Raw genomic sequence first — 21,152 nt, forward strand, 5'->3', positions numbered from 1 at the left:
AAATGCTTGTTTTACACAGGCGTTTTTTATAGGATTATTTTTGCTCTGAAACTAAACCAATTTGGGAACCGTCAGCAAAATGAATTGAAGTCCCAATAATATCGACTTGAATACTTTTTCCTTGTTGTAAGTGAGGACGAATTTGAGAAAGCACGGTTTCTTCATTGGTTGATAAGGTAACGGTTTCATTTGCTTTCGGTGCAATTGTTTTTCCAAATTGTAATGCGGGAAGATTTGCTATATAGAACGGTTGGTTATTTTCTTTATAAATAGTTAGCCATTGTGCTTCTGAAATTGCTTTATCGCTTAAATTTGTAATTTCATAAGTGATAGAAAAGGATTTTAAATCATCAGTAACAGAAACATTAGTAACTTTTATGTTTGCAACTTTTTGAAATTCTTCATTAGCTTGAGCAACTAATTCATCTATTTTTATTTGTACCTGTTGTTCTGATTGGGTGGTTGCTGGTTGTGCAGCTTCTGTTGTGGGTTGAGCTTTTTCTACAGCAGGTTGAGTTGTTTCTACTGCGGGTTTTTCAGCTTGTTTTTGCTCTTTATCGTTACAAGCGGTTAAGGTAATAGAACTTGCGATGATAGTTGCGAAAAGAAAAGATTTATTAAATTTCATTGTAAATTCCTTCATTATGTTTTATCAGCTAGGTTGTACTCACCTTTAAGGGTTATAATTATAGCTTATGTGGGTCCTTACGACAGTCTTTTCTTTTGAAAGTTCATAGAAGTTGTTTTATCATATTTTTCGTTTTCCTTAATCAACAGAGAAGCACAATGAAACATATTCATATCTTAGGTATTTGTGGCACATTTATGGGCGGTGTGGCGATGATTGCTAAACAAATGGGCTATCACGTAACGGGTTCCGATACTAATGTTTACCCTCCAATGAGCACTTTTTTAGAAGAGCAAGGTATCGAGATTATTCCAAATTATGATGTTGCACAATTACAACCTGCGCCTAACATGGTAATTGTTGGTAATGCGATGAAACGCGGTAATCCTTGCGTAGAATATGTGTTGGAAAATAATTTGAAATATACATCTGGCCCTCAATGGTTACATGATCATTTATTGCGAGATCGTTGGGTATTGGCGGTTTCTGGTACGCATGGAAAAACAACGATAACAGGCATGCTAACTTGGATTCTGGAACAAAATGGTTTAAAACCTGGTTTTTTAATCGGTGGCATTGCGGGTAATTTTGGTATTTCAGCTCGTTTAGGGGACAGTCCTTATTTTGTTATTGAAGCTGATGAATATGATACGGCTTTCTTTGATAAACGTTCAAAATTTGTACATTACAATCCGCGTACACTTATCGTAAATAACATTAGTTTTGATCATGCAGATATTTTTGATGATCTCAAAGCGATCCAACGCCAATTTCATCATATGATTCGCACTATTCCGGCAAGTGGCTTGGTATTAAGTTCGGCGAGTGAACAAAGTGCAAAAGAAACGCTGGCATTGGGATGTTGGTCTCAACAGCAATTTTTAGGCAAAGATAACGAGTGGTTTGCTGAACGTATTACAAATGATGCTTCACATTTTGCGGTCTTCCATTATGGAAAAAAAGTGGCAGAAGTAAAATGGAATGTCGTGGGACAACATAATATGCACAATGCATTAATAGCAATAGCTGCTGCTTATCATACTGGCGTTGCTATTGAAAATGCGTGCAAAGCGTTGGGATCTTTTGTAAATGCTAAACGTCGTTTAGAAATAAAAGGTGAAGTTAATGGCATCACTGTTTATGATGATTTTGCTCATCATCCAGAAGCTATTCTTGCTACGCTAACTGCTTTGCGAGATAAAGTAGGTGGCGGAGTGCGAATTCTTGCCGTGCTTGAGCCTCGTTCTAACACAATGAAAATGGGGGTTCATAAAGATGAAATTGCGCCTGCGCTTGGTCGAGCTGATGCCGTGTTTATGCTTCAACCTGAACAACTTCCTTGGGAAGTGGCAGATATTGCAAACCAATGTGTACAACCTGCTTATTGGCACGCAAATTTGGATCGATTAGTGGATATGATTGTTGCAGAGGCTCAACCTACGGATCATATTTTAGTGATGTCTAACGGCAGTTTTGGTGGCATTCATCAAAAAATTCTTGATAAACTAAAACTGAAATAATCAAAGTGCGGTTAATTTAGAAAATGTTTTTAAATGAACCGCACTTTTTCTTTATCTGACTTTAATTTGTAATTCATAAAAAGGAACATTTATACAATGGCTGATCCACATATTAAATCACCGATGGATTTTTTAGATAATCTGACTGTTATTATTTACCGCACTGGTTTTGTGATAGCAGCGTTGGCTGTTCTTACAGTAAGCTGGTATCCAGATTTGTCACTTATATTTATATTAATTGCGGCAACCTGTTGTGCCTCTTCGTTACATATTTATCTCAAATCCTTCCGATTGCTTTTTCAATTTGCTACTTGGATAGGATTACTTTTTTATATTAATCATTATCCTGCTTTGGCTCTTGGTGGTGCGTTACTTACTTTAGGTGGTTTGTGTTTTAAAGAATATTTTTGTTTCCGCGTACCTTTGCTAAATTTACAGCCGATATTTGTGGCTTGCTTGTGGTTTTCATGGGTGTTAAATAATCTTATCGCACTACGAATTTTTTCTATTATTTCTGGCGTATTACTTTTCGTTTTAGCGATACAAAAATGGCGAATGCCTTTGCATTTTGATATTGGAGACAAAACTAAATATCAAATTTAGAAAAGAAAATGACCGCACTTTTATTATGTGCGGTCATTGTTTTTAGAAAGGTTTATTTAGCTAAACATTCCATGTAACTATCTGCGGTAGATTGCAAGAATGTTGCATAAGAATTTTTGCCTAAAGTGACTTTATCGCCAATTGGATCGAGTTGTCCTACATTGACTTTAGTATTTTTCGCTAAAGACTCGATCACTTTTGGTGTAAATTGAGGCTCTGCGAATAAGCAATTTACTTTATGTTCATCAATTTCTTCTTTAATGTGCGCTAAAGTTTTTGCACCTGGTGCCACTAATGGATTGATGGTGAAGTAACCAGTTTGTTTTAAACCATAAGCATCGTTGAAATAACCATAAGCATCGTGGAAAACGTAGAAACCTTTGTCTTTTACATTCGCCAGTTGTGCTGTGATTTTTTCACTTTGTTCTGCCAAAGTGCGGTTAAAATCTGAAAGATTTTTTGCAATCAAATCTTTTTTGTCTGGGAATTGTGCAGTTAATTTATCCGCTACTTTTTGTGCAACAATTTTGCTGATAGCGGGAGAATACCAAACGTGCCAGTTTGTTGTTAAACCCTCGTGATGATCGTGATCATGATCATGATGTTCGTGATCGTGTTTATGGTCGTGATCGTGTTCGTGTTCGTGCTTATGATCATGGTCGTGTTTATGATCATGTTTGTGTTCGTTCTTATGATCGTGGTCATGGTCGTGTTTATGATCGTGGTCATGGTCGTGTTTATGATCATGTTTATGTTCGTGCTTATGGTCATGATCGCCATCTTCATGGAAATGCTCGTGGTGAGCTTGAATTAATAAAGGTTTAACATCCGCAAGATCGGCAATGGTAATCACTTTTTTGCGTTCAATTTGACTAATTGGCTTGTCTAAAAATGAATCAACATCTTCACCAACCCATACTACTAAATCTGCAGATTTTACTTTTTGAATATCAGATAATTTCAAATTGTAGTCATGCGGAGATGCTCCAGCAGGCACAAGAACTTGAGTACCAGTTACACCCTCTGCAATAGATGAAACAATAAAGCCCAAAGGTTTTACTGATGCCAATACATCGGCATTTGCCATCATTGGTGCGCTTAAAAGTGCGGTAGAAATGGCACTAATTTTTAAAAGTTTTTTCATATTTCTGTTTCCTTACTTGTTGATAATTATTAGTAAAGGGCAAAAGCCTACGCTCTTTTCTGTAAATTGCAATGATTTTATAGTGAAAAAGGGGGAAAATTTTTCATTTTTAAAGTAAATGGATTTCATTCGATAAAAAATGCACATTCATAGTTAATGTGCATTTTCAAAGGATTAAGATTTCTTCTTGAGTAATTTATCTATTACACGAGAAACAGCAAAAAAACCAAAAGTTGCAGTTATCATTGTGGCTGCACCAAACCCGTTTGCGCAATTCATTGTGGCTGAAATTGCACAACCTTCAGTCATTTGTGGAAATATTAAAGGTTGTGTTGAAAATACCGCATCGATACTAAATTTGCGTTTTGGATTTTGGCTAAAATTGTAATCCTTGCGTAAAACTGACCGCACTTTAGCAAGGAGCGGATCTTGAATGGTTTTACTCAGATCGGCAATTTGAATTTGGGTTGGATCAGTTTGACCGCCAGCCCCACCAATAGTAATCACATTAATTTTGTTACGTTTGCAATAAGCAATCAGCGACGCTTTAGTTTTCACATTGTCAATAGCATCAATTACGTAGTCATAGCCTTGATTGAGGTAATCTGCTTGATTTTCTGGCGAGATAAAATCATCAATAATATTGACGGTACATTCTGGGTTAATTAATTTTACTCGCTCTGACATCACTTCAGTTTTTAATTTGCCGATTGTGCCGCTCATCGCAGGAAGTTGGCGATTGATATTCGTGACGCAAATATCATCCATATCAATTAATGTGAGTTTGCCAATGCCAGATCGTGCTAAGGCTTCAACAACCCAAGAACCTACGCCGCCAATGCCAATTATGCAAATATGCGCTTGGCGTAAGCGTGCTAAGCCATCAGGCGTATAAAGTCGTGCAATGCCACCAAAGCGTTGTTCGTAATTATCTATTCTAGCCATTACTGTAATACCCATACTCTACCGTAGTGTTTTGAAAGCCCTGCAATATGTCCCGCTCTAGCACCGATACCACGATATAAGTCGAAGTGATGACCTTTCACTGCACCGCCTACATCAAGTGCAACCATTAAGTGTAATTTGTGTGTGCCAATCCAGTTTCCGTTATTATCAATGTCGGGTACTTCGACTAAAAGCACAGAACCAGATGGGATAATATTGTGATCTGATGCCACTGAAGCCATTGCTACAAGAGGAACGCCCGAAGAGCCTTTCACTTTGCCACTTGGATCATTTTTAAAGAATACATAAGCTTCATTGCGTTCTAACAAGCTTTGTACACGAGAGGGATTACGATTACTCCATTCTCGAATTGCTTGAATAGACATTTTTTCTTTTGGAATTTCGCCATCTTCTACTAATAAACGCCCGATAGCGGTGTAAGGGTAACCATTTTGTCCTGCGTAAGCAAAATAGTTAAGATTGCCATCGCCAAAATCTACATAGCCACTGCCTTGTACACCAAGTAAAAAGTTTTCTAACATTGAATCGCTATATGCTAACTCTAATCCTTTTCCCGTTAATGCTCCCGCATAAATTTGTGCTCGACTTAGACGTTTTTTTACAGGCATACGATAAATTGGATTTTTAAATTGACCCTGTGGGGAATGACGAGCATAAAGTATAGGCGAATAATAGCCTGTCATCAGCACATTTTGAAATCCATCAAAGCCACGCATAACTTGCGGTTGGATATTAAATTGAGTGAGTTCATTAATATTTGCCCCAGAAAGAACCCAATTTGTAATCTTTTCATAATTATCGTAAAAATTTGTGGAAAGTTTACTTGAATAATTTTTTATATTGGAAAGCTGTGTTAAAAAATCGCCTTGATTTATTACCGCACTTTGGTTTTCTATATAGGAAACAGGCACAAGAGCGGTTTGCTGATAAGTTCGATTGGTATATTTTGCACCGAATTGTTGAGGATCACTCCCATTTGAGGTGGTTGGAATCTGAGTGTTTTTTGTGTTAGAGGTACAAGCTACCAAAAGTGCGGTAATAATTGAGATAGAAAAAGTTTTGAACCAAAATGGTTTACACACCGACATTTTCAATCCTAAAGTAAGCAGAAATAAGGTCGCATACGCTATCAAAATTTACAGAAAACAACCAGTGTTATTTAGTGAAATTGCTTAATAAAACTACACATTGAACATTTTATTAACAAACAATTGATAAAGTTTTGTTTAATTCTTGCAATTAAATTTTAAGCGAGTATAGTACGCCTCATCAGACGCGGGGTGGAGCAGCTTGGTAGCTCGTCGGGCTCATAACCCGAAGGCCGTCGGTTCAAATCCGGCCCCCGCAACCAACAAATTTTGAAGCCCTGATTTAGAAAATCAGGGCTTTTCTTTTTACAGTTTAACTCGCTATGATGATCTCAATTAGATCATCTTTTTCTATGCTATAATCCCTCAAAATTTTCAAAATCGGTACCTAAATGAAACAATTATTTGCAACGACTTCTCGTGGCTTTGAAGAATTATTAAAAGTTGAACTCACTGAACTTGGTGCGCAAGAGGCAAAAGTGGTTCAAGGTGGCGTTCATTATCAAGCTGATGACGAAACTTTATACCGCACTTTGCTTTGGTCACGCCTTGCTTCACGCATTTTATTTCCTTTGATTGAAACCAAGATTTACAGCGATTTGGATCTTTATGCAGCTGTTTCAGGCTTTAATTGGTTAGTGCAATTTGATGAACGAGTGACATTCTTTGTCGATTTTAATGGAACCAACCAAGAAATTCGTCATACTCAATTTGGTGCGATGCGTGTTAAAGATGGAATTGTTGATTACTTTGAACGTCAAGGTAAAACTCGCCCTGATGTAGATAAAATTCAGCCAGACGTGCGTATCCATGCTTATTTGAACCGTGAAAATTTAGTGATTTCTTTAGATTTAAGTGGGGAAGCATTACATTTGCGAGGTTATCGTGAAGATGCAGGTCAAGCGCCTTTACGTGAAACTCTAGCGGCGGCAATTGTTATGCGTTCAGGTTGGCAAGTGGGTTCTCCATTAGTAGATCCAATGTGTGGCTCTGGCACGCTTTTAATTGAAGCGGCACAAATGGAAGCCAAAATTGCACCGCAACTTTATCGTTTACATTGGGGATTTGATTTTTGGAAACCGCATAATCAATCCGCTTGGGAAACAGTAAAAAATGAAGCGATTGAGTTAGCAGAAGAAAAACAACGTGAAATTCAACCGCACTTTTATGGATTTGACCTCGATCACCGCGTATTAAAAAAGGCACAGAAAAATGCACAAAATGCAGGCGTTTCACATTTAATTAAATGGCAACAAGGTGATGTTGCAACGTTGAAAAATCCTAGCGTAAATGAAGTCGGTACGGTTATCTGTAATCCACCTTATGGGGAACGCTTAGGCACAACACCAGCTTTGATCGCGCTCTATTCTGTATTTGGGCAAAGACTTAAAAAAGAATTTTGCGGTTGGAATGTTTCTGTTTTTAGTAGTGAATCCACATTACTTGATTGTTTGAGAATGCGTGCTAGCCGACAGTTTAAAGCAAAAAATGGCCCATTAGATTGTGTGCAGAAGAATTATCAAGTTTCAGAACGAAAATCAGATGAAATCACTGTTGAAAATGAGCTAGAATTTAACCGCAGTTCGGAGATCGCAACAGATTTTGCTAATCGATTACAAAAAAATATTAAGAAAATTAGTAAATGGGCAAAGCAACAAGGATTAGACGCTTATCGTTTATATGATGCCGATTTGCCTGAATATAATTTAGCTGTTGATCGTTATGCTGATTATATTGTTGTACAAGAATATGCTGCGCCGAAAAATATTGATGAAAATAAAGCGCGTCAGCGTTTGTTAGATGCCGTTACTGCAACTTTGCACGTTACAGGTGTGGAAACGAATAAGTTGATCCTCAAAGTTCGTCAGAAACAAAAAGGTACTAACCAATATGAAAAATTAGCCAATAAAGGTGAATACTTTTATGTGAATGAATATGGCGCGCAGCTTTGGGTAAATTTGACAGATTATTTAGATACTGGCTTATTCTTAGATCACCGTTTAACGCGAAAAATGATTGGAGAGTTGGCAAAAGGTAAAGATTTCTTAAACTTATTTGCTTATACTGGCTCAGCAACTGTTCATGCGGCACTTGGTGGTGCAAAATCGACAACCACCGTAGATATGTCAAATACTTATCTTAATTGGGCGGAGCAAAATCTTATTTTGAATGATATTGAAGGTAAACAACATAAATTAATTCAAGCAGATTGCCTTCAATGGTTAGAAAAATGTGATCGTCAATTTGACTTGATATTTGTGGATCCACCGACGTTTTCAAATTCTAAACGTATGGAAGAGAGTTGGGATGTTCAACGAGATCATGTGAAATTGATGAGCAATCTAAAACGAGTTTTGTCGAATAATGGCACAATTGTTTTCTCGAATAATAAACGTGGATTCAAAATGAATTTAGTTGCGTTGGAAGAATTAGGTTTAAATGCGGTAGAAATTTCGCATAAAACGTTACCTCTAGATTTTGAACGTAATAAACAAATTCATAATTGTTGGATGATTCAACATATATAATAATTTGCCAAGTTGTAAAAATAGTCGAAAAAATAGTGAATTTTAAACAAACTGAATAAAAAACTATCGCTCAAACATTTTTTTTCAAAAAGTGCTAGACAAGATTTTATTAAATCATTAATATACGCCACCGCAACGACGCAGTAACGCGTTCGTAGCTCAGTTGGATAGAGCGTTGGCCTCCGGAGCCAAAGGTCGCAAGTTCGAATCTTGTCGAGCGCGCCAGGTCAGTGCAATAACAACTTTTAATGGTGGCTATAGCTCAGTTGGTAGAGCCCTGGATTGTGATTCCAGTTGTCGTGGGTTCGAATCCCATTAGCCACCCCATCTTATCTTTATAAGATCTGACGGCGAGTAGCGCAGCTTGGTAGCGCAACTGGTTTGGGACCAGTGGGTCGTAGGTTCAAATCCTATCTCGCCGACCACTTTATTTTGCTCTTTAACAATATATCAGACAATCTGTGTGGGCACTTGTTGATTGACTTGTTTTAAAAATATTTTTTAATTTTGAAGTCTTAATAGGTGCTTAACTGAAAATTCATAATTACTTTTTTAAGTAGTGTTTATTTATAGCTAAGCAGTATATTGAGCGATTGAACTTGAATTGAAGAGTTTGATCATGGCTCAGATTGAACGCTGGCGGCAGGCTTAACACATGCAAGTCGAACGGTAGCAGGAGGAAGCTTGCTTTCTTGCTGACGAGTGGCGGACGGGTGAGTAATGCTTGGGAATCTGGCTTATGGAGGGGGATAACGACGGGAAACTGTCGCTAATACCGCGTAGTGTCGAGAGACGAAAGGGTGGGACTTTTAGCCACCTGCCATAGGATGAGCCCAAGTGGGATTAGGTAGTTGGTGGGGTAAAGGCTCACCAAGCCTGCGATCTCTAGCTGGTCTGAGAGGATGACCAGCCACACTGGAACTGAGACACGGTCCAGACTCCTACGGGAGGCAGCAGTGGGGAATATTGCGCAATGGGGGAACCCTGACGCAGCCATGCCGCGTGAATGAAGAAGGCCTTCGGGTTGTAAAGTTCTTTCGGTATTGAGGAAGGTTGATGTGTTAATAGTACATCAAATTGACGTTAAATACAGAAGAAGCACCGGCTAACTCCGTGCCAGCAGCCGCGGTAATACGGAGGGTGCGAGCGTTAATCGGAATAACTGGGCGTAAAGGGCACGCAGGCGGTTATTTAAGTGAGGTGTGAAAGCCCCGGGCTTAACCTGGGAATTGCATTTCAGACTGGGTAACTAGAGTACTTTAGGGAGGGGTAGAATTCCACGTGTAGCGGTGAAATGCGTAGAGATGTGGAGGAATACCGAAGGCGAAGGCAGCCCCTTGGGAATGTACTGACGCTCATGTGCGAAAGCGTGGGGAGCAAACAGGATTAGATACCCTGGTAGTCCACGCTGTAAACGCTGTCGATTTGGGGGTTGGGGTTTAACTCTGGCGCCCGTAGCTAACGTGATAAATCGACCGCCTGGGGAGTACGGCCGCAAGGTTAAAACTCAAATGAATTGACGGGGGCCCGCACAAGCGGTGGAGCATGTGGTTTAATTCGATGCAACGCGAAGAACCTTACCTACTCTTGACATCCTAAGAAGTTTGCAGAGATGCGAATGTGCCTTCGGGAACTTAGAGACAGGTGCTGCATGGCTGTCGTCAGCTCGTGTTGTGAAATGTTGGGTTAAGTCCCGCAACGAGCGCAACCCTTATCCTTTGTTGCCAGCGATACGGTCGGGAACTCAAAGGAGACTGCCAGTGATAAACTGGAGGAAGGTGGGGATGACGTCAAGTCATCATGGCCCTTACGAGTAGGGCTACACACGTGCTACAATGGCGTATACAGAGGGAAGCGAAGCTGCGAGGTGGAGCGATCTCATAAAGTACGTCTAAGTCCGGATTGGAGTCTGCAACTCGACTCCATGAAGTCGGAATCGCTAGTAATCGCGAATCAGAATGTCGCGGTGAATACGTTCCCGGGCCTTGTACACACCGCCCGTCACACCATGGGAGTGGGTTGTACCAGAAGTAGATAGCTTAACCTTTAGGAGGGCGTTTACCACGGTATGATTCATGACTGGGGTGAAGTCGTAACAAGGTAACCGTAGGGGAACCTGCGGTTGGATCACCTCCTTACAGAAGACGAGAGACAGCGAGTGCTCACACAGATTGGCTGATAGTTGTAGACAAGATTAAAAGCGAAGCGAAAGTAACGTTGAAAATAAACGTTAAAAGATAAAAAGAAGATAGAGTATCTTTAATTGATGTCCCCATCGTCTAGAGGCCTAGGACATCGCCCTTTCACGGCGGTAACCGGGGTTCGAATCCCCGTGGGGACGCCAATTAAAGATAACTTTGTTAGATTATCTTGTTGTTCTTTAAAAAATTGGAAACAAGCTGAAAACAAGAGATTTTCGAGAGAAAGTCTGAGTAGGCAAGACAGGAAAGTGAGAGGAGGGAACTGAGAAGGAAACTCTAAAAACAAAACCTGTTTTGCATAAAATCTTGATTGAACAAAAGCAATCAAGTGTTTAGTTGAATGAAAATACGCATCAAATTGACCGTACTTTGAAGTGAAAACTTAAAGTGATTGAAAACATTTGAGGTTGTATAGTTAAGTGACTAAGCGTACAAGGTGGATGCCTTGGCAATCAGAGGCGAAGAAGGACGTGCTAATCTGCGAAAAGCTTGGATGAGTCGATAAGAGGCGTTTAATCCAAGATATCCGAATGGGGAAACCCAGTAGATGAAGAATCTACTATCAACAAGTGAATACATAGTTTGTTGAGGCAAACCGGGAGAACTGAAACATCTAAGTACCCCGAGGAAAAGAAATCAACCGAGATTTCGTCAGTAGCGGCGAGCGAAAGCGAAAGAGCCAGTAAGTGATAACAGTATGGTTAGGAGAATGTGTTGGGAAGCACAATCAAAGAGGGTGATAATCCCGTATCTAAAAACCATATTGTGGTACTAAGCTAACGAGAAGTAGGGCGGGACACGTGATATCCTGTTTGAAGAAGGGGGACCATCCTCCAAGGCTAAATACTCCTGATTGACCGATAGTGAACCAGTACTGTGAAGGAAAGGCGAAAAGAACCCCGGTGAGGGGAGTGAAATAGAACCTGAAACCTTGTACGTACAAGCAGTGGGAGCCCGAAAGGGTGACTGCGTACCTTTTGTATAATGGGTCAGCGACTTATATTTTGTAGCGAGGTTAACCGAATAGGGGAGCCGAAGGGAAACCGAGTCTTAACTGGGCGAATAGTTGCAAGGTATAGACCCGAAACCCGGTGATCTAGCCATGGGCAGGTTGAAGGTTGGGTAACACTAACTGGAGGACCGAACCGACTAATGTTGAAAAATTAGCGGATGACTTGTGGCTGGGGGTGAAAGGCCAATCAAACCGGGAGATAGCTGGTTCTCCCCGAAATCTATTTAGGTAGAGCCTTGAGGTGACACCTTTGGGGGTAGAGCACTGTTTCGGCTAGGGGTCCATCCCGGATTACCAACCCGATGCAAACTACGAATACCAAAGAGTGATACTCAGGAGACACACGGCGGGTGCTAACGTCCGTCGTGGAGAGGGAAACAACCCAGACCGCCAGCTAAGGTCCCCAAGTCTATATTAAGTGGGAAACGAAGTGGGAAGGCTTAGACAGCTAGGATGTTGGCTTAGAAGCAGCCATCATTTAAAGAAAGCGTAATAGCTCACTAGTCGAGTCGGCCTGCGCGGAAGATGTAACGGGGCTGAAATATAGCACCGAAGCTGCGGCATCAGGCGAAAGTCTGTTGGGTAGGGGAGCGTTCTGTAAGCGGATGAAGGTTAATCGAGAGGTTAGCTGGACGTATCAGAAGTGCGAATGCTGACATAAGTAACGATAAAACGGGTGAAAAACCCGTTCGCCGGAAGACCAAGGGTTCCTGTCCAACGTTAATCGGGGCAGGGTGAGTCGGCCCCTAAGGCGAGGCTGAAAAGCGTAGTCGATGGGAAACAGGTTAATATTCCTGTACTTGGTAAAGCTGCGATGTGGGGACGGAGTAGGTTAGGTTATCGCACTGTTGGATATGTGCGTTTAAGTTGGTAGGTGGGAAGTTTAGGCAAATCCGGGCTTCTATTAAACACTGAGAGATGATGACGAGGCTCTACGGAGCTGAAGTAACTGATACCACACTTCCAGGAAAAGCCACTAAGCGACAGGCTTTACTAAACCGTACTGAAAACCGACACAGGTGGTCAGGTAGAGAATACTCAGGCGCTTGAGAGAACTCGGGTGAAGGAACTAGGCAAAATAGCACCGTAACTTCGGGAGAAGGTGCGCCGGCGTAGATTGTAGAGATTTACTCTCGAAGGTTGAACCGGTCGAAGTGACCCGCTGGCTGCAACTGTTTATTAAAAACACAGCACTCTGCAAACACGAAAGTGGAGGTATAGGGTGTGATGCCTGCCCGGTGCTGGAAGGTTAATTGATGGTGTAATCGAAAGAGAAGCACCTGATCGAAGCCCCAGTAAACGGCGGCCGTAACTATAACGGTCCTAAGGTAGCGAAATTCCTTGTCGGGTAAGTTCCGACCTGCACGAATGGCATAATGATGGCCAGGCTGTCTCCACCCGAGACTCAGTGAAATTGAAATCGCCGTGAAGATGCGGTGTACCCGCGGCTAGACGGAAAGACCCCGTGAACCTTTACTATAGCTTGACACTGAACATTGAATTTTGATGTGTAGGATAGGTGGGAGACTAAGAAGTAGTCACGCCAGTGATTATGGAGTCATCCTTGAAATACCACCCTTTAACGTTTGATGTTCTAACGAAGATTGCGGAACGCGGTCTCGGACAGTGTCTGGTGGGTAGTTTGACTGGGGCGGTCTCCTCCCAAAGCGTAACGGAGGAGCACGAAGGTTTGCTAATCACGGTCGGACATCGTGAGGTTAGTGCAATGGTATAAGCAAGCTTAACTGCGAGACAGACAAGTCGAGCAGGTACGAAAGTAGGTCATAGTGATCCGGTGGTTCTGAATGGAAGGGCCATCGCTCAACGGATAAAAGGTACTCCGGGGATAACAGGCTGATACCGCCCAAGAGTTCATATCGACGGCGGTGTTTGGCACCTCGATGTCGGCTCATCACATCCTGGGGCTGAAGTAGGTCCCAAGGGTATGGCTGTTCGCCATTTAAAGTGGTACGCGAGCTGGGTTTAGAACGTCGTGAGACAGTTCGGTCCCTATCTGCCGTGGGCGTAGGAGAATTGGTTGGGGCTGCTCCTAGTACGAGAGGACCGGAGTGGACGCACCACTGGTGTTCCGGTTGTGTCGCCAGACGCATTGCCGGGTAGCTAAGTGCGGAAGAGATAAGTGCTGAAAGCATCTAAGCACGAAACTTGCCAAGAGATGAGTTCTCCCTGTCTTTAAGACAGTAAGGGTTGTTTAAGACGAAGACGTAGATAGGTCTGGTGTGTAAGTGATGTGAGTCATTGAGCTAACAGATACTAATTGCCCGAGAGGCTTAACTATACAACGCTCAAGTGTTTTTGAGAAAAGAGCGAAAGAGAAGAGTAGACAAACAACTTAAATATAGAAGACTTAATAGAAAGGAAAAATAGAAAGAAAATCGAGTTCAGCTTGTTGCCGATAAGAAGAAGAGAGACGAAAAGCGAAAAAAGTGAAGTCGTAAAAGAGAAGAAACAAAGAGAGAAGTTATTAAAGAATTATCCCGGCGGCGATAGTGCGGTGGAACCACCTGAGACCATACCGAACTCAGAAGTGAAACGCTGTAATGCCGATGGTAGTGTGGGGTTTCCCCATGTGAGAGTAGGGCACCGCCGGGTTATCAAATAAAAATCTAAATCACATAAAAAAAGAAGAACCCCAGTCGAAAGGCTGGGGTTTTTTCTATCTTTAAATTTTAAAAAATTAGTAGAACACTCTTTGTGTCTGCCGATATCTCAATAGCAATACTGGGCAGGGATACCTCTTATCCTTACATCAGTACCTTATTTACTAAGATAGAATAAAAAATAATCAATTTGCTCTCATTATAATGAGAGTGTTTATTCCTGTAAAGGAATAAACAAACATCTTGTAAATAATGAACTTAAATCAGGAGAAAAGTGTACGTCGTTTATCTTTTGATGCGGTTGCGCGTGTTGTCGAGAGAGAAAGTGAAGAATGGCATTCTGGCGTTGAGGCACTCAAAGCAAGACATGGTGCATTAATGGATGAATTGTCTCGGATGAAAGATTTTCATTTGTTTAGTTTCAAACCCTCACAAGGGTTATTTGTAAAAGGTTTTGGTCAAGCTTTCCAAGTGAGTAATGATGATTTAGTGAGCTTTGTTCACTTGGTTGAAGGACACCAAGAATAAGTTTTGTCAACTTTTTAGGGTATTTACGTGAGGTTAGGAAAATGCGTACAACAACAGTAAAATTTTCTGCAATTACATTAGCATTATTGAGTTATTGTGGGGTCATTTTGGCGGATAGTCATCAAGAGACGACTGAACTTGATACGATTACCGTTTCTTCTCAACAAGGTGAGATGAATATTAAAGAGAAAAAAGTCGGTGAAACTGTGAAAACGGCGAGTCAATTGAAACGCCAGCAAGTACAGGATAGTCGTGATCTTGTGCGCTATGAAACCGGAGTGACTGTGGTAGAAGCTGGACGTTTTGGTTCGAGCGGTTATGCCATTCGTGGTGTGGATGAGAACCGAGTGGCAATTACAGTAGATGGCTTACATCAAGCAGAAACCCTTTCTTCTCAAGGCTTTAAAGAATTATTCGAAGGTTACGGCAATTTTAACAATACCCGAAATAGTGTGGAAATTGAGACGTTGAAAGTCGCTAAAATCGCGAAAGGTGCTGATTCTGTAAAAGTAGGTAGTGGTTCTTTGGGAGGCGCTGTACTTTTTGAAACAAAAGATGCCAGAGATTTCCTGACTGAAAAAGATTGGCATATCGGCTATAAAGCGGGCTACTCAACGGCAGATAATCAGGGATTAAATGCTGTGACTCTTGCAGGTCGCTATCAAATGTTTGATGCATTGATTATGCATTCTAAGCGACATGGACATGAATTAGAAAATTATGACTAAAATGGCAGAGATATTCAAGGGAAAGAAAGAGAAAAAGCGGATCCTTATACAATTACGAAAGAAAGTACATTAGTGAAATTCTCTTTTTCGCCAACAGAAAATCATCGTTTTACAGTCGCTTCTGATACTTATCTTCAGCATTCCTGCGGACATGATCTTTCATATAATCTTGTTGCAACAACATATATTCAGTTAGATGAGAAAGAATCTCGTCATGCAAATGATTTGACAAAACGTAAAAATGTTTCTTTTACTTATGAAAACTATAGCATAACTCCATTTTGGGATACGCTAAAATTGAGTTATTCACAACAAAAGATCAGAACAAGAGCAAGAACAGAAGATTATTGTGATGGTAATGAAAAATGTGATTCTTATAAAAATCCATTAGGGCTTCAGTTGAAAGATGGCAAAATTGTTGATCCAGAGGGAAATAAGATTACTTTAAAAGGAACAGGATTTAATACAGAAATAGTTGATAAAAATGGTAACCCATTTCCTACGACATCTGGTACTAATAATGCAGCATTTAGTAATAATATTCAGTTAGGACCTAAAGAATTTTGGTTAGATTGTTCTCTTTTTGATTGTACTCAGCCATTTACTGTTTATAACTATTAAAATGGTCAATATACGCCAAAACAAGTTGAGTTATCTGAAGAAATCACTGTCAATGGTAAATTATATAAAACAGCTAAAGAAGAAAGAGGTGTTAGGAACTATTTAATTTTACCTAATTCAAAAGGTTATTTACCATATGATTACAAAGAAAGAGATCTTGATTCAAATACAAAACAAATCAAATCAATTTGGATTTAACAAAAACATTTTCGACTTTTAATATAGAAAATGAATTATTATACGGTGCCATTTATTCACGTACAGAGAAGAAAATGGTTAATAAAGCAGGTTACGATGGGAGAAATCCTACATGGTGGGCTGATAGAATTTTAGGGAATAGTACGAATTGTAACTATAATGGACTGAAATGTCCTCGTCATGAACCTTTAACTTCTTTCTTAATTCCAGTAGAAGCGACAACCAAGTCTCTATATTTTTCAGATAATATCAAATTACACAACATGTTGAGTGTAGATTTAGGTTATCGTTATGACGATATTAAATATCAACCAGAATATATTCCTGGTGTAACACCTAAAATTGCAGATGATATGGTGAAAGGTATTTTTATTCCATTACCTAAAGGAGAAAAAGTTAAAATAGGAAATTATGAAACAACAAAAGCATTGACCCCAGAACAAATTCGTAAGAATGCGGAGGAAAATATTGCTTATATTGCACAAGAAAAACGCTTTAAGAAACATTCTTATTCTCTTGGTGCAACGTTCGATCCTCTGAATTTTTTACGAGTACAAGTAAAATATTCAAAAGGGTTTAGAGCCCCGACTTCAGATGAACTTTATTTTACCTTTAAGCATCCAGATTTTACGATTTTACCGAACCCCGTGTTGAAACCAGAGGAAGCAAAAAATCAAGAGATTGCATTAACAGTGCACGATAATTGGGGATTTGTTAGCACAAGTGTTTTCCAAACAAAGTATCGTCATTTTATTGATTTAGCGTATTTAGGTCCAAGAAATTTATCTAATTCTGTAGGTGGTCAAGCACAAGCAAGAGATTTCCAAGTCTATCAGAATGTAAACGTAGATCGCGCAAAAGTGAAAGGCGTTGAGATTAATTCTCGCTTGAATATTGGTTATTTCTTTGAGAAGTTAGATGGTTTTAATTTAAGTTATAAATTTACTTATCAAAGAGGACGTTTAGATGGTAATAGACCAATGAATGCAATTCAACCAAAAACCTCTGTTATTGGATTAGGGTATGATCATAAAGAGCAGATATTTGGTGCAGACTTATATGTAACCCATGTTAGTGCGGAGAAAGCTAAAGATACTTATAATATGTTTTATAAGGAACAAGGTTATAAAGACAGTGCAATTAGATGGCGTAGTGATGACTATACGTTGGTTGATTTTGTTACTTATGTAAAACCAGTTAAAAATGTGACTTTACAGTTTGGTGTATATAACTTGACTGACCGTAAATATTTAACTTGGGAGTCTGCTCGTTCAATTAAGCCATTTGGGACAAGTAACTTGATTAATCAACAAACAGGTGCAGGTATTAATCGTTTTTATTCACCAGGTAGAAACTATAAATTGAGTGCAGAAATTACGTTTTAATTAAACTAGAGAAAGCCTGTTTAGCAGGCTTTCTTTTTTTGCTCAAAGTTTACGGTGAGTTTTTATAAAGATTTTATTGCTTTTATCCTCATCAATGCTAAAATTCATACTCCTTGTCGTGGCTGAATTAGAGATCGGCTAGCGATGTATGTTTAACTTAATTTTTAGGAGTTATCAAATGTCTCTAAGTACGGAAAAAAAAGCAGCAATCGTTGCTGAGTTTGGTCGTGATGCAAAAGATACTGGTTCATCAGAAGTGCAAATCGCTTTATTAACTGCACAAATCAACCATTTACAAGCTCACTTTGCTGAACATAAAAAAGATCACCATGGTCGTCGTGGTTTATTGCGTATGGTTTCTCGTCGTCGTAAACTTTTAGATTATTTAAAACGTACTAATCTTGAGCTTTACACTTCAACTATCGCTCGTTTAGGTTTACGTCGCTAATTTCGATTAGGATATATACCCTAAAAAAGCCCTCAATATTGAGGGCTTTTTTTGTTATCTTGTATTAATAAAATTTTTATAAAAGTCACCGCACTTTTCTGGAGTTAAATGTAAGTGCGGTCGATTTTAGCAAATTTTATTTCACTTCCTTAAACATGATCTCACTTGGAATTACTGAACCTTGCCAGTAAAGTTCTGAGGCAACTTTTTCGGCTAATTGCATAAACGATTGGGCAATATCGCTTTCAGGTGCGGCGACAACGGGTGATAATCCCGTACGCGAAAGTATGGTAGTGGAACTAAGCTAACCAAAGAATACTAAAATTAGTATAGGGGATTATACCTATTATCTCTACATTCTTTAATGATGTATTTATCTTAATATATCTCCTATATTAAGATAAATTTTCTGTAAATTTTTTTCAAAAAAGTATATTTATGATTAATCTTGTATAATGGACATTATAGTTAGGTTTTGCCTAATTATAGTTATGATAAAGCCCGATTAGATTCAATCGGGCTATTATTTATTCTAAAATTTCTGAGATAGGCTAAATTTGATATTCCTACCTGTTCCAGAAGCCAATTCGCCTAGATAAGGGTTGTATGCTCGATTGAATAAATTATCCACTGTAATCTTAATATTCATACCTTTAATTTTTGCAGGGCTCCAAGAAAGGAATAGGTTATGTAGGCTGTATCCTCTTGAAGCTGGTAATGACCAATATGATGCTTTGGGGTCTCCAGACGATGGCGATCGATCTTGTTTTCTTACAAACTCAGCACGCCAACCTACTGTGAGATAATATTTTGGAACATTGAAACCTAAAGTAGCAGTTGCCTTTCTAGGGGGAATTTCTGCAATCCATGTTGAGGTTTTACCCCATGGGTTTCTTGGTGAGGTGTCACGTTTTCCTTTTACATAAGAATATGTTAGCTCACCAAATAAATAAGTGGATTGATAATAAGCTTCTAACTCTACGCCTTGAATAACATAACCTGGCAAATTACGATAATTTCCAATGATTTTAGGACAAACACTATTATTATTGGTATCTGCAGCATTGCCTACACAATTAACTCCTCTGGTTTTAAATATTTCATTTTTACCACGGTGGTAAAAATAAGTAGTTCTAAATTGAAAAGCATCATTTTCCTGAAATAGATGATTGAGAGTAATAATTCCACCCACTCTGGTTTGATTAATCATTTCTTTTTCTAAATTTAAAGAGGTTGCAGGCACAGAAGATTGCTTAGATTGCGTCTCATACTGTTCATCAATAACAGGTGCACGCCAAGTTTTACTAAAATTCGTAAATAAACTTAAATAATGATTTACATCATACTTAAGACCTAAATAATAAGACCAACCATTATAATTTTTCTGGCTATAATTATGCCCTGCAGAGATATCATTATATCGTGGCGCTAAATTTTTCTGCCCTATATTATTGATATGGTCATATCTTATCCCTCCTGTAAAGAGGAAATTCTGCCATTTTATTTGATCTTGTAAATAAAATGCTTGTGTATACTGGCGTCCAGAAGGCATATAATAAGGCTGAAAATAGCCATAATTATAGTCCACTTTTTTCACTTTACCTTTATCGTATATTAAAGTATTTCTTGTGTTTTTTAACCATTGTAAACCATACAATAGTTCATGCTCAGAAGTTTTGATATTAAAAGTACTTGTGTTATTTATATCAAAAGTAAGATCTGAATAAGCTATCCAGCTTTGATTACCTAAGCTGCTACCAAATACTGAAGATGCTTCTTTGGGACGCATATCATTTTGTATGGTTTTACTATAGCTGAATTGAGTAGATAAGTTAATCCATGGATTATTTTTAGGTAGGTAGTGGTATTTTAATGTGTAATTTTTATCTTTTTGATCTCGATAAACCAGTTTACGTTTCCAAGCAATATCAGTGCCATAACGCATTATATCATCTGAACTTGGTTTAGGTAAAATATCTCTTTTCGCTGCGAAAGGTTCCCACCCTTTATGAATGCCATAAACACTGGATAAAGTTAATAAATGTTCAGGAGTAATTTGCCAATTTACTTTTATTAATCCAGTTTTTTGATTATTTTTTGAAAAAAGAATTTTGCTATTGTCTGGTCTTTTATAATCGCCAGCATTTCTTACAGAACCAAATAATAATAAATCAATATTTTTTTGTTCATTTTGTAAAACTAGTGCAGTGCTATAAGTTTTTTGGTTATTATTGCTATTATTTCCATACTTTAACAAACCACCTATTTTCTGGTTTTCTTGCAAGAAATCCCTAGCATCCTTAGTTTCAAATTTTACAGTTCCAGCAAAACCACCATTACCATATTGAGGAGAATAATTTCCTTTATCCACAGTTACTTTTCTTAACAATTCGGGTTCAATAAAAATAGAACCCTGTTGGTATTTTTCAAAACTTTTTGTAGCTCCATCTAACTGAACTCTAACATCTTCAGCGTCACCCATTCCATTAATATTTAATGTTTGTCCGCCAGGGCGAAAACCACCTGCCATATTCACACCTGGCAAAATATTAATTAAATTCGCTGCATTGTCAGCTTGTTGTTGTTCGATATTTTTCTGTTTTAATACTGAACGACCAGGTAGTTTATTACTATCCTCGTCAGTGTTCACAATGATAGGTAATAACTCCTCTCTATTAGAATTAGAAGAATTTTGCTTTGCGGTTACATTGAGTTGAATACTTACAAAGGTGACTAATAAAAAGATACGTTTATTAATTATAATATTCATATGCCCCTTAAATCTTAATAATAATTATTTATATTTATTATAAATTTAACGATGATAAAAAACAAGATATTTTTACTTATATAAATTAATTGTAAGATGACGGATAAAAAAGATAAATGTCATAATCTATGAACAATGGATTTAGTTGTAAAAGATGTATTTA

Annotated in this window: 9 protein-coding genes, 5 tRNA genes, 3 rRNA genes and 3 pseudogenes; 14 read left to right on the forward strand and 6 right to left on the reverse strand. The window is 38.8% G+C overall.

What is annotated here, in order from left to right:
- Positions 1-34 precede the first annotated feature (34 nt).
- The gene (locus ACPT8O_RS03790) at positions 35-628 is read right to left on the reverse strand and encodes a hypothetical protein (protein ID WP_041175375.1); all 594 of its coding nucleotides are present in this window, start codon (positions 626-628) and stop codon (positions 35-37) included.
- Between the two features lie 158 nt (positions 629-786).
- Here ACPT8O_RS03790 and mpl point away from each other — a divergent pair, with 158 nt between their 5' ends.
- Together mpl and ACPT8O_RS03800 are read left to right on the forward strand one after the other, a co-directional pair.
- Entirely contained in the window at positions 787-2,148 is a 1,362-nt protein-coding gene (gene mpl, locus ACPT8O_RS03795) for a UDP-N-acetylmuramate:L-alanyl-gamma-D-glutamyl-meso-diaminopimelate ligase (RefSeq protein ID WP_021035629.1), read from the forward strand.
- 96 nt (positions 2,149-2,244) lie between these two features.
- On the forward strand, positions 2,245-2,751 hold the full coding sequence (locus tag ACPT8O_RS03800) for a DUF2301 domain-containing membrane protein (RefSeq protein ID WP_021035628.1): 507 nt from the start codon (positions 2,245-2,247) through the stop codon (positions 2,749-2,751).
- A 52-nt stretch (positions 2,752-2,803) separates the two neighbouring features.
- On the opposite strand, the gene znuA is transcribed toward ACPT8O_RS03800, so the two are convergent.
- The 3 genes from znuA to mltA form a co-directional block, all read right to left on the reverse strand.
- The gene (gene znuA / locus ACPT8O_RS03805) at positions 2,804-3,895 is read right to left on the reverse strand and encodes a zinc ABC transporter substrate-binding protein ZnuA (RefSeq protein ID WP_021035627.1); all 1,092 of its coding nucleotides are present in this window, start codon (positions 3,893-3,895) and stop codon (positions 2,804-2,806) included.
- Between the two features lie 174 nt (positions 3,896-4,069).
- Positions 4,070-4,840, reverse strand: a complete 771-nt coding sequence (tcdA, locus tag ACPT8O_RS03810; RefSeq protein ID WP_041175432.1) for a tRNA cyclic N6-threonylcarbamoyladenosine(37) synthase TcdA — start codon at positions 4,838-4,840, stop codon at positions 4,070-4,072.
- On the reverse strand, positions 4,840-5,949 hold the full coding sequence (gene mltA, locus ACPT8O_RS03815) for a murein transglycosylase A (protein WP_021035625.1): 1,110 nt from the start codon (positions 5,947-5,949) through the stop codon (positions 4,840-4,842). Before mltA ends, tcdA begins: the two co-directional genes overlap by 1 nt.
- 186 nt (positions 5,950-6,135) lie before the next feature.
- On the opposite strand from mltA, the gene ACPT8O_RS03820 reads away from it, so the two are divergent.
- The 12 genes and pseudogenes from ACPT8O_RS03820 to rpsO all read left to right on the forward strand — a co-directional run bounded on the left by ACPT8O_RS03820 (position 6,136) and on the right by rpsO (position 18,219).
- Positions 6,136-6,212: transfer RNA gene (locus tag ACPT8O_RS03820), tRNA-Met, on the forward strand.
- A gap of 129 nt (positions 6,213-6,341) precedes the next feature.
- On the forward strand, positions 6,342-8,477 hold the full coding sequence (rlmKL, locus tag ACPT8O_RS03825; RefSeq protein ID WP_054249410.1) for a bifunctional 23S rRNA (guanine(2069)-N(7))-methyltransferase RlmK/23S rRNA (guanine(2445)-N(2))-methyltransferase RlmL: 2,136 nt from the start codon (positions 6,342-6,344) through the stop codon (positions 8,475-8,477).
- Positions 8,478-8,625: 148 nt separating this feature from the next.
- A tRNA-Arg gene (locus ACPT8O_RS03830) sits at positions 8,626-8,702 on the forward strand.
- Positions 8,703-8,728: 26 nt separating this feature from the next.
- Positions 8,729-8,804: transfer RNA gene (locus ACPT8O_RS03835), tRNA-His, on the forward strand.
- Between the two features lie 21 nt (positions 8,805-8,825).
- Positions 8,826-8,902, forward strand: a tRNA-Pro gene (locus ACPT8O_RS03840).
- A gap of 176 nt (positions 8,903-9,078) precedes the next feature.
- A 16S ribosomal RNA gene (locus ACPT8O_RS03845) occupies positions 9,079-10,615 on the forward strand.
- Positions 10,616-10,745: 130 nt separating this feature from the next.
- A tRNA-Glu gene (locus ACPT8O_RS03850) sits at positions 10,746-10,821 on the forward strand.
- Positions 10,822-11,091: 270 nt separating this feature from the next.
- Positions 11,092-13,989 (forward strand): 23S ribosomal RNA (locus tag ACPT8O_RS03855).
- A 198-nt stretch (positions 13,990-14,187) separates the two neighbouring features.
- Positions 14,188-14,303, forward strand: a 5S ribosomal RNA gene (gene rrf, locus ACPT8O_RS03860).
- Together the 16S, 23S and 5S rRNA genes with 4 tRNA genes alongside form the textbook arrangement of a ribosomal RNA operon.
- Before the next feature lie 287 nt (positions 14,304-14,590).
- A pseudogene (locus ACPT8O_RS03865) lies at positions 14,591-14,839 on the forward strand (heme utilization protein HutZ); the annotation flags it as partial.
- A gap of 41 nt (positions 14,840-14,880) precedes the next feature.
- A pseudogene (locus ACPT8O_RS03870) lies at positions 14,881-17,771 on the forward strand (TonB-dependent hemoglobin/transferrin/lactoferrin family receptor).
- A gap of 178 nt (positions 17,772-17,949) precedes the next feature.
- Positions 17,950-18,219: a 30S ribosomal protein S15 gene (rpsO, locus tag ACPT8O_RS03875; protein ID WP_021035622.1), complete on the forward strand. Its 270-nt coding sequence runs from the start codon at positions 17,950-17,952 to the stop codon at positions 18,217-18,219.
- Positions 18,220-18,355: 136 nt separating this feature from the next.
- On the opposite strand, the pseudogene ACPT8O_RS03880 reads toward rpsO, so the two are convergent.
- Positions 18,356-18,493 (reverse strand): annotated as a pseudogene (locus tag ACPT8O_RS03880) (iron-sulfur cluster carrier protein ApbC); the annotation flags it as partial.
- 258 nt (positions 18,494-18,751) lie between these two features.
- Entirely contained in the window at positions 18,752-20,989 is a 2,238-nt protein-coding gene (locus ACPT8O_RS03885; RefSeq protein WP_094037847.1) for a TonB-dependent hemoglobin/transferrin/lactoferrin family receptor, read from the reverse strand.
- Positions 20,990-21,152: the final 163 nt, after the last annotated feature.

It is taken from the genome of Haemophilus sp. HN_Hi08 (genome assembly GCF_049824455.1).
GTDB lineage: Bacteria > Pseudomonadota > Gammaproteobacteria > Enterobacterales > Pasteurellaceae > Haemophilus > Haemophilus influenzae_D.